The 10,786-nt window shown below is 46.5% G+C and carries 8 protein-coding genes; 4 read left to right on the top strand and 4 right to left on the bottom strand.

Going from position 1 to position 10,786, the window contains the following annotated elements:
• Positions 1 to 5: 5 nt before the first annotated feature.
• From BMZ54_RS31990 to BMZ54_RS31975, 4 genes are read right to left on the bottom strand one after another with little or no spacing between them, the layout of a single operon-like run.
• A complete protein-coding gene (locus BMZ54_RS31990; protein ID WP_089921248.1) occupies positions 6 to 920 on the bottom strand; it encodes a glycosyltransferase family 2 protein in 915 nt (304 codons plus the stop codon).
• Positions 904 to 2,115, bottom strand: a complete 1,212-nt coding sequence (locus tag BMZ54_RS31985; RefSeq protein WP_202909417.1) for a glycosyltransferase family 2 protein — start codon at positions 2,113 to 2,115, stop codon at positions 904 to 906. Before BMZ54_RS31985 ends, BMZ54_RS31990 begins: the two co-directional genes overlap by 17 nt.
• A complete protein-coding gene (locus BMZ54_RS33280; protein ID WP_202909416.1) occupies positions 2,115 to 3,275 on the bottom strand; it encodes a sugar transferase in 1,161 nt (386 codons plus the stop codon). Before BMZ54_RS33280 ends, BMZ54_RS31985 begins: the two co-directional genes overlap by 1 nt.
• Positions 3,276 to 3,310: 35 nt before the next feature.
• A complete protein-coding gene (locus BMZ54_RS31975; protein WP_089921246.1) occupies positions 3,311 to 3,703 on the bottom strand; it encodes a response regulator in 393 nt (130 codons plus the stop codon).
• 456 nt (positions 3,704 to 4,159) lie between these two features.
• Here BMZ54_RS31975 and BMZ54_RS31970 point away from each other — a divergent pair, with 456 nt between their 5' ends.
• The 4 genes from BMZ54_RS31970 to BMZ54_RS31955 all read left to right on the top strand — a co-directional run bounded on the left by BMZ54_RS31970 (position 4,160) and on the right by BMZ54_RS31955 (position 10,713).
• Complete coding sequence (locus BMZ54_RS31970; RefSeq protein WP_162277732.1) at positions 4,160 to 5,422, top strand: phospholipid carrier-dependent glycosyltransferase; 1,263 nt, start codon at positions 4,160 to 4,162, stop codon at positions 5,420 to 5,422.
• A 415-nt stretch (positions 5,423 to 5,837) separates the two neighbouring features.
• A complete protein-coding gene (locus BMZ54_RS31965) occupies positions 5,838 to 8,030 on the top strand; it encodes a GumC family protein (protein ID WP_089921242.1) in 2,193 nt (730 codons plus the stop codon).
• A gap of 21 nt (positions 8,031 to 8,051) precedes the next feature.
• The gene (locus BMZ54_RS31960) at positions 8,052 to 9,152 is read left to right on the top strand and encodes an acyltransferase family protein (RefSeq protein WP_143081209.1); all 1,101 of its coding nucleotides are present in this window, start codon (positions 8,052 to 8,054) and stop codon (positions 9,150 to 9,152) included.
• A gap of 130 nt (positions 9,153 to 9,282) precedes the next feature.
• Positions 9,283 to 10,713 carry an O-antigen ligase family protein gene (locus tag BMZ54_RS31955; RefSeq protein WP_089921238.1) on the top strand — a complete coding sequence of 477 codons (1,431 nt, stop codon included), beginning with the start codon at positions 9,283 to 9,285 and terminating at the stop codon, positions 10,711 to 10,713.
• Positions 10,714 to 10,786: the final 73 nt, after the last annotated feature.

The raw sequence follows: 10,786 nt of genomic DNA, 5'->3' as shown, positions 1-10,786 counted from the left end.
TTAATTCAGACTTCGTATCTCAAGTTCTTCATGTTCCAGGCAATACCTCTCCAGAATGCTTTCAGGTGCGTTGCTTCGCGCTTCAGCAGGAACTGGAGGGTGTTTTTGGGTACAGTCAAAAAAATGAAATAAAGTAAAAATACCAGGCGGGCCGGCAATTGTACATTGCGGCGCATGAACAGTATCCTGTTCCTGGTGATGTAATATGTCTTCAACGGGCTGTTCTTGCCCGTGGTCATAGATTCTTTGTGATAGATCAGCGATTTGTACTGGTAGTAGATCTTATATCCTTTGCGGCGGAACTGCTCGCACCAGTCAAATTCCTCATAATACAAAAAGTACACTTCGGGCATGAGGCCTACTTTTGCCAGCGCCTCGCGGCTGATCATCATAGCACCGCCATGTGCATAGGGAGTGGCTTTGATGGCATCATACTGGCCCTGGTCCGGTTCATGGCAGCCTATCATGCTGTTACGGCCGGTGAATATATCAACGGCATGGTAGCCGGCATACTCAATGGTACCCTTATGAAAGAAGTAATGGAATTTGGGGCTGGCCACCCCTGCATCCGGGAACTGTGTAAATACTTCCAGCAGTCCTTCTATTAATCCCTCCGTAAATTCGGTATCATTATTCACCAGGAACAGGTAAGAGCCTTGCGCTGCCTGTATGCCCATGTTATTGCCGCCGGCAAAACCGCGGTTCTCCTGGCTACGGATCACTTTCACTGAGGGATACTGTGTATTAATAATGCCGGAAGGATCTTCCTGAGAGGCATTATCTACCACAATCACCTCCAGCCGGGGGTAGCTGATCTTTTGCAGGGAGTTCAGCAGCTCGCAGGTCACCTGTGTATTGTTATAATTAACAGTGATGACAGATACTAAGGGATAATATGTTGATCTATTTGCTGACAACATCTAATAAGGGATTATCTATACCGGTTTTAGTGTGTTTGGTGTGAATGAACCGGTTATTGGCTCCTTTCAGGCGGAACAGCAGCGATACCATTATAAAAATGGCGCGCGGCATACCCAGCAGCGCAGAAAACAGGTATTTACGGAAAAACAGCACTGGTACAGGAAGTAACAAACTGATACAGTTACATACCCACAGCGCTACCCACCAAACGGCGGGCAGCAGCAGGTAATGGTGTAAAAGAATATAGAACACTGTAATGACCGTAACGGATGCCAGCAGTAACAGGCGTGGCATTAAAAGGTTCTGGCAAACCGCCAGGTTAAAATAATCCACGTTACCCTGGAACAGCTGCTGCCAGCCTTTTTTCCAGTACTGGCGCAAATACACCAGCTGACTGGATAACCAGCGGCGGCGCTGATTTTCAAATGCCTCGGGCTGCTCCACCTTTTCGTCAAACACCCGCGCATCCTCCAAATAATAAATGGCATGGCCCTTTGATACCACCATTAACTGCAGCACTTTATCAAACCCGCCAATAGCCTCAATTTCCTGCATAATACCTTTAATGAGCGGATAATGAAAGGCCATGCCGCTACCGATAACCGAGGATGAAAGGCCTAAGGCGTTTGCGCCCTTGCGGTACAGGTGGTTGGCAATGATCTCATTGGCTGCATCCAGCACGGCAAAAGGCGTATTTAAGTTCTTAGCTACTCTTTGTGTTTGTATGGCATACTCCCCGTTCTGGAAAGCGCCGTTCACCTTTAACAGGAAATCAGGCGAGAGCATATTGTCTGCATCGCAGATCAGCGCCAGGTCATAGGCATCATCCGGCAGCTGTGAAAAAGCTGCGTTAAGGGATTTGGCCTTGGTGCTTTTCTCGAACGACACCGGTATAACTGTTGCGCCTGCACGGTTTAGCTGCGTTAAGGTATCAGGCTGCAGGGAATCGGCTATCACTACCACTTCATACATACCGGCGGGATAGTTGAGCCGGGCATAACTTTCTACCGTAGACAGGATAATGCTATCTTCTTTATAAGCAGGGATCAGTATGGCCACACGGGCATAAAGGCCTGCTTCCGGTGGCGGCATAGTTCTTTTACGCTGCAACCGTCCTGCTACAGAAAGTACCAGGTTAAATAAAATGCATCCGGCTAAGTAGGAAAATAAAATTACTTCAATAACGGCGATCATTATACGTTATCTTTTTGTACCATAGCGAACGGCGTATTCACCATCAGCCACATATCATATACAAACGAATGTTTGTTTGCATAGTTAATATCCAGGCTGATACGCTCTTCCACTGACATATCTTTTTTACCACGTTTGCTGATCTGCCACAGGCCGGTAATGCCTGCAGGCGCCAGGAAACGTTCTGCCCACGCATCGGTGGTTAAAGACGCTGCTTCATATAAAGGCAGCGGCCTGTTCCCTACCAGCGACATATCCCCTACCAGCACGTTAAACAATTGCGGCAGCTCGTCGAGGCTGGTGTTCCGCAAAAATTTACCCAGGCGGGTGATCCGGGGATCATTGGAGAACTTCAGGAATACGGGGCCATTTTCATTGGTGTTATACTGGTTCCGGTCCTTTAACTGCTGCAGCTGTTTATCTGCATTCGGTATCATGGTCCTGAACTTATGAAAGCGGAACATGCGGTAGTTCTTACCTGCCCGGGGGGAGGAATAGAATACCGGTCCTTTGGATTCCAGCCTGATGAGGATGGCAATGAGCAGGAACACGGGAGACAGCAGCACCAGTAAAGCGCCGGCTACTGCTACGTCGAAAATACGTTTCAGCAGGTGGTTGATATGTTTGCCGGAAGTAGCTACGATGGATGTTTCGGGCGTTTTGTCGGCAAACAGGTGCATGCGTTTGAACTTGCTTACGAAATTCACTTTTTCTGCCAGGCGGCTAACCAGGCATTCCCGTGTAATGATCTCGTCAATAAAGTTGTGTTTTTTAACTAATGATTTCAGGGGCGCAGACAATTGATCTGTATACAGGAAGAACGGAATGGAGCTGAGCACCTGGTGCTCTTCAAAATAGGCTTCCCAGTTTGCCAGATCTGTTTCGTAAGAACTGTTAAAGCGGTAAATGATCACCGCCGGTATTTTGCGATACACGTTCAGCAGCTGGTCTATGGCCTGCTGTGCATCTTCAATGTGCTCTGCTACGAGATACCTGAAGCTGGGAGTTTCCTGGGGTACATCCACATAAGAGTGACCAACGAACAACGCGATCTTCTCATCGGTGATTTGCCGGTAGATCGGGTTGTTCTGTTTACCAGTAGTGCTACTCCTGACAACAGTGGCAGTAGTTGAAAAACTAGGTGTAATCGTCGTCTCCATATTTTATTACAGTTAATAATGGGTAAGGGATTATCTTATATCGACACCGTAAGCTGACCGTTCAGCATGTGTGCTACTTTTTCAAGTAACACTACGGGATCAAAAGGCTTTTGCATTACTACCCGTACGTTATCAAAACGGGCGATAATTGCAGTTGGCTCTGTATTTAGTACTTCTCCGGAAAGTACCATAACCGGTATATCTTTATAAAGGTAGCTGCCGGACAGGTGTTCCAATAATTCCCACCCGTCTATATTAGGCATGTGAAGGTCAGTGATGATCACATCTGCTGCATTCCCCTTCGAAAGCCAGGCCATTGCTTCCAATCCGTCCTGAGCGGTCATTACAGTGTAATGCCTGCCAAGGATTGCATCCAACAATAATCTTATTGGCTTGCTGTCGTCTATTATTAAAACTTTCTTTTTCATTTACTACCTTCTTTTTCAATATTTCTTTGTTAAACCAAATACCACGCGACAAAGCATAGCTGTGCCATAGGTATAAAGAAGGCTTTAAATTGGATGTGGTCAAAGATGAACTGAAAATGTACGGTAGTTTTTCAGGGGATATTATGGTCGATTAGAAAAGGATTAACTATACAACTTAGTAGGTCTCCTCAATAAATATAACTCTAAAGTACGCATATTTGCCAAATTCGGTGCAACTGTTTTCATTTAAGAGAAAATGGAACAATGTCCGAACGGATGTAAAAATATAATACTTGAATCATTTCATAATCGATATTTCGTAAACGGTTTATTTTGGCTGGTGAATGCGTTAAAAGTGATGGTAAACGAGTTTGAAAACAAAAAATACTTCAAAAATTTGTTATTATGGAATGAAGTGCATTAATTTTAATGCCTCACTTACCTCGAATCTTCTCCATGAAAAAATTACCTGTACCTGCGACTTTATTACTACTATTAGGAGTTACAGGATACGTGTTTCTGGTGCTGCTTACCATTTACCACAAACAACCGCCCCTGTACGACGAGCCCCTTTTTATTCCAAATGTGTATCTGTTTGAACAATACGGGCTTTCAAAAGAGTTCCTGCTTAACATAAATCAACAGGCCCCCGGCCCCCTTTATCAGTTTATCCACTACCCGTTGCGTTGCATTACCCATTTGCAAACACCGGGTATACGGCTGGTAAATACCGCTTTACTGGGGTTAATGATCCTGGTGCTCACCGCGCTGATCACACGCATACATACGGCCGACAGGAAGCAGGCCTTTATACTGGCGCTTACCGTAATGGCCATACCTATGGTATGGACGGTTTCCGGTATGGCTTTAACGGAAATACCGCCCATGTTCTTTGCCACCCTGTCTATTCTGCTATTATGGTTTGCGCTGCAAAGGCAGGAAAGCGCATTGCCTGTAAGCCTGATAATGGCTTTGCTGGCGGGGTTTGCGCTGGGTCTGGCTATCCTGGGCCGCTCCCCTTTCCTGATCATGGTGCCGGCTGCCGGTGCCTTACTGATCAATAATTTCCGCAGCACCGGCCGCTGGCTGCTGCTGATCATTTACTGCGGCGTGGCATTAGCCATGTGCTTACCGGTATTTTATATATGGAAAGGGCTCACCCCTCCGCAGCAGGCTTTTACCGCTGCAGGCGGGCTGGATGCAGAACATGGTATGCTGGCCTTTGCCTATGGCGCGCTGATCACCTTTTTACTGGCGCCGGGCTGGTTCTATTTCAGAAAACGCGTTTTAATATATATGCTGAGCGGTTATGCAGTACTGCTGCTGCTGAACATAACCCTTGTACGCTGGGAGTATGGCCCGCTAAGCGTAGCCATGGAAAAAATACTGCCGGCTGCCCTTATGCGGCTATACCCTTTTATTATGGCGCCAGCACTGGCAGTGGTAGCTATTTACTTTGTAATATGCTCTGCATGGCGGGCCTGGGAACGCCGCACGGAACCTTTTTTCCTGTTCCTTTTAGCCGCAGCTATGCTGATGCTGGCTACCAGCTTTAAAGTTACACACCTGTTCAGCTCCCGCTATGTAGCGCAGGCAGCGCCCTTCTTTGTGCTGCTGTTACTGGGGTACGATAAGCTTACTTACAGCAAGGTGTTAAGGACGGTGGCAGGGATGGTAATTGGTCTGTTATCGCTGGAAACATATTTTCTTTTTCATTAAATGCTTTAAAAATTAACTATAAAGCCCCGAAAACAAGCTTTCACTAATTAAAATACCCAATTCACCTAAAAAAATTAGGTAGTTTATGATCTGCGAATTAATTTAGCGCTCGAAACCGGGTACGCCTTTAGTGTGCTATTTATTGCAACAGTATTACGTACTGTTTTTCCCAAAGTAGCACAGGTGTAGCAAATCTTATCTTTCTTTCGCCTTATCCTAACACAAAAACCACACGTAGTCCGGCTATAAACCGATCGCTACTTTCTTATTTACCATTCCTTTGAATTTCTGGTTGCATGACTACATGCGTTATGTTCATGCATTTAACTAAACGGGTATCGTATGATTTGCCGCAGGGGTCCGGGTTTTGCCGGATTTTTTAAGGTGGCATAATTGATAAAAAATAATAATTGATATGGATGTAATATATTTTGTGAAAGCACTGCTTAAAAAGAAATGGTGGATCATTATCAGCACGATAGTGGCCATTGTGCTTTCGTTTGTTTTCACCATGGACCGTGCGAAGCTGTATGTGTCCAACGCCCAGATGTCGACCGGCTTTACCATTAATGATGATATTAAGCTGCGCGATGAAAATAATGTGAACCTGTTTGAAGCGGATGTAAAGTTTAACAACGTTGTTGAAACCATTACCTCCCCTACCGTTATCAGCCTGCTTTCTTACCAGCTGCTGATACACGATCTTACCTCTCCCAAACCTTTCCGTTTCCTCACGGAAAAAGACCGCCGCACCCCGGAGTACCTGCAGTTTAACCGGGTAGCGGGTTTACAGCTGGCGCGCCATAAGCTGGACTCTTTGCAGATGCTGACCTCTTACCAGCCGGAAGAGCGTAAGCTGCTGGAATATATGAAGCTGTGCAAGTACGATTATGAATCCCTCCGCAAACGCCTGAATATAGGCCGCCTGCAACGTACGGATTATATTGATATGTCTTTTGGTTCTGAGAACCCCGAGCTCTCCGCCTTTGTGGTGAACACCCTGTATTCCGAGTTCACCCGTTACTACCGCAGCATGCGTTCAGAACGTTCTGTGGAAAATGTAGGCACCTTTGAAGCGCTGGTGAACCAGAAGAAAACAGAGCTGGATCAGAAAATAGATGCGCTGCGTAACTATAAATCATCTGAAGGATTGCTGAATGTAGAAGCGGCCAGCGGCAATGAGCTGGGCCTTATCAGCCAGCTGGAAAAAGCGCTGCTGGATGAGAAAGCCACCTACAACAACCTGAACTCCTCCGTGCAAAGCGTAAACGAACAGTTAGCGCAGATGAACCAGGGCAAAGCGGTATATGATAATAACAACGCAGAGATCGTAGCGCTGCGCAAGCAGCTGAACCAGAGTAACGATGAATACCAGCGCGGCGGCAGCAGTGACGCAGACCTGGCTGATAAGATAAAAACGCAACGCGCGCAGCTGCAAAGGCTGATGTCCAGCTCCGCCGTGGCTACCGGTAAAACCGTAAGCAAAGACGAGCTGTTACAGAAAAAAGCATCATTAGACGCTGACTTAAAGGCATCCCTGCTGAATATAGCCAGCCTGCAAAATAAAATTGGTTCCCTGCGGGGCTCCGTAGGGTCCTATGCGAATAAAGAAGCTACTGTAAGCACTTTACAGAAAGAAGTTGACCTTGCCCAGGAAGAGTATAATAAGCTGAAAGAAAAGCTCAACACGGCACTGGACAGCCGTCTTGCGCCCCCGGATGATTTCAGGCAAACGCTGAAAGGCCAGCCTGCATTTAAACCGGAATCTTCCAAGCGTATTATTATCATGGGTATGGCCGGCGCATCCGTGTTCCTGTTAACCACCCTGGGGGTATTGTTTATGGAGTTCTTTGATAACTCTATAAAATCGCCCTCTGTGTTTGAAAGGCATGTGGATCTGAAGCTGATCAGTACTATTAACCATGCTGACCTGCACAGGTACAGCATTCCGGAAGTTTTGCAAAAGCAGATCTCGGACGATGACGCTTCGCGAAGAAGGCAGAACACGTTCCGGGAGCTGCTTCGCAAGCTCCGGTATGAGGTTGAGAGCAGCAACAAATCCATCTTCCTCTTTACCAGCACAGAATCCCAGCAGGGTAAAACCACGCTGGTGCAGGCACTGGCCTATAGCCTGAGCCTGAGCAACAAACGGGTGCTGATCATTGACACCAATTTCTGCAACAACGACCTTACCGTGGCGCTGCAGGCCAAACCTACGCTGGAAACCTTTTCCATGGCCCCGGAAGAAGTGAGCATTGAAAAAGTAAGGGAAATTGTTACCACCTATTCCGTAGAAGGGATAGAAGTGATCGGTTGTAAAGGCGGCGACTATACGCCCTCTGAGATATTACCCCGCAACCACCTGCTGAATTACCTGCCGCAGCTGAAAGGGTATTATGATTTTGTGCTGCTGGAAGGCGCTCCGCTGAACGATTATACAGACAGTAAAGAGCTGGTACATTATGTAGAAGGTGTAATAGCTATATTTTCCTCCAGGGCATCATTGAAGCAGAATGATAAGGAATCCATACAATTCCTGCAGAGCATGAATGGTAAGTTGTTGGGGGCGGTACTAAATAATGTAAATGATGACTTTTTGGAATTGTAGTTGTCTGAAAACAGCAACAGCATGGAAGCCATAACCCCAAAACTAAAATTTATTTTTTCCTTCCGGCCGGCGACATCGAGACGCTATGCCTGGGTGGACTATGCAAAAGGAATCGCAATTATATTTGTAGTGTACAGACATGTATTATATGGATTATTGTATAGCGGCGTATCGGTAACTCCCGCCCTGATGGATGCAAATGAAATGTTGTACGGGTTCCGTATGCCATTATTCTTTTTCCTGTCGGGCCTGTTCTTTGCCTCCAGCCTGCAAAAGCGGGGGGCTGCCGACTTCCTGGTAACGAAGATCAATACTTTGCTGTACCCTTACCTGTTATGGTGCTTCATCCAGTTAACCCTTCAGATCATTTTTTCAGAGTATACAAATTTCAAACGGGGCGTTGGCAATTATATTGACATTCTTATTCATCCCCGCGGCATGCTGCAGCAATGGTATTTGTTTGCGCTGTTCAATGTAACGGCACTGTATCTCTTTAACCATGTAGTGTTAAAGTTAAAAGCGCCGCTGCAGCTGTTACTGGGGCTGGTAATGCTGGGGCTTATTCCTTTGGCAGGCACCATCAGCACCCTTTCCGATGTAATGATGTTCTATGTGTTCTTTTGCCTGGGACACCTGGCCGCGCCTTATTTTTTCCAGGATAAGATACAACGGCAGCTTACCTCCGGTTATAAGGTAATGATACTGCTGCCCTTTTTTATACTGGCGCAGTATTACTCCATGGAGCACCCGGAAGCCAATATGTACGTTTTTTCCGCCCTGGCCATGTTTGGCGCACTGCTGGTGATCATGATCTCTTTTTTGCTGGCCAAATACCAGCGCGCTGTTTTTCTGCAAACATTAGGTCATTATTCATTATACATCTACCTGCTGCACCTGGGCATTGTATTCCTGTTCCGGATGTTGCTGTTACGGTTGGATGTGCAGCTGAGCATGCCGGTAATGACACTGATACTAATGACCTTGGGGATCACATTATCCATTATACTCTACAGGCTCTGCCTGTTGTTACACCTGGAGTTTCTGTTTATCGGGCCTTTTAAAACGCAGGCAAAAAAACGGCCTGTGGCCAGCGCAGCAACAGATAAAGTAAGTGAACAATGAGAAAACCGGAAAAAAAAATCATCAGCGACCAGCTGCATAAATCACTGATCATCCTTTTTGTAGGGGTGACCATTCTTATGCTGCTGATCAAAACAATGTTCCTGTAAGGGAGTATAACGGTAAGGCATACATGCAATTGACAAAGAAAAATATTACGCTCTGGTTCATAATACTGTTATGGGCTATCATGGTACCGGTGCTGGCCTACGTGGCCTCTACCGACCTGAAGGTGGGCGTTGGGCTGAGCGTAATGATCATAGGTGCTGCCATTTGCCTGGTATGCGTAGCCAATTATAAGCTGGGGTACTACATCTACATCAGCATTACCATGACGCTGCCTTTGCTGGAACGTATGTCCGGCTCAGAACAGAGTGTGGGGGTAGTGATGGATGCGCTGCTGCTTTCCGTATTATTCGGCTGCATTTTTAAACGGGGTGATGAAACGATCAAAAAAGTAAAGTTCTTTAAGGATCCGCTGTTAATATGCCTGTTCCTGTACCTGATCATCCTGGTAATGGAGTTTTTTAACCCGGAAACACATTCTTTCCTGGGCTGGTATGTGTTTATGCGGGTGTCTTTGCGCTGCTATATTTTCCTGTACGTAGGGCTGAATGTTTTTAACAACCTGAAGGACGTGCGTACTTTCATGAAGTACTGGCTGATACTGGGTACCGCGGCTGCCTTCTATTGCTGCATACAGCAATGGCATGGGCTGCTGCCTTATGAGCAGGCATTCATTAACAAGTACCGGGACAAGTTTGGCACTACCATGATCATATCCGGTATAAGGCTGTTCTCCTTTATGTCGGATGCAGCGGTGTTCGGGATCATTATGGCCTGTAACATCATCATGATGCTGATCCTGCTAACAGCTAAAAGGACCGTTATTACCATCCCCACCAAGATCGTCATCATTGTATCCATCATGCTGCATGTGCTGGCATTGGGCTATTCGGGTACGCGTACCGGTTATGTAATGGTGCCGCTTGGATTGATGGTATTCTTTATGGCCAACCTGCAAAAGCGCAATACTATTTTAGTGGCCATGGCCTTTGCGTTTTTTTCGCTGGTAATATTGTACGGGCCTTTTCACAGCAACCCTACTATTGTGAGGGTAAGAACAGCCTTTATTGGCAAGCAGGATGAATCTGTGAATGTGCGTGACCGTAACCGGCACCGCATACAGCCATACCTGCAATCGCATCCGTTTGGGGGAGGCGTAAATACAACCGGTGGTAACGGGGCAAAGTATAACCCCGGGCATCAGCTGGCCGATTTCCAGACGGACAACGGGTTCCTGCGCGCTGTGCTGGAAACGGGCTGGATAGGCATGCTGCTGGTAGCCGGGCATTTCTTTTTCCTGATACAAATAGCGGTATCAAACTTTTTCCGTGTGAAATGGGAGCTGGACAAGCTATTGATGATAGGCATTGCTGCCGCCAGTTTTGCGGCAGCCATATCACAGTATGCGCAGGATACCTCTACCCTGGTGGAAACATCTATTATGTTGTATGCCTTTATGGCTATTGTAATTAAAATTAAATACCTGGAAAGGGCGTAAATATTTGCTGGTGGAACCGCACTTCATAAGTTTTCCGGCTAACGGAAATTTATAAGCGGGGGCTATCATGCAG

Origin of the sequence: Chitinophaga rupis, from assembly GCF_900109685.1 — a bacterium.
Taxonomy (GTDB): domain Bacteria; phylum Bacteroidota; class Bacteroidia; order Chitinophagales; family Chitinophagaceae; genus Chitinophaga; species Chitinophaga rupis.
Note: the sequence above shows the minus strand (reverse complement) of the source record. Positions and strands in the feature narration are given on the sequence as shown.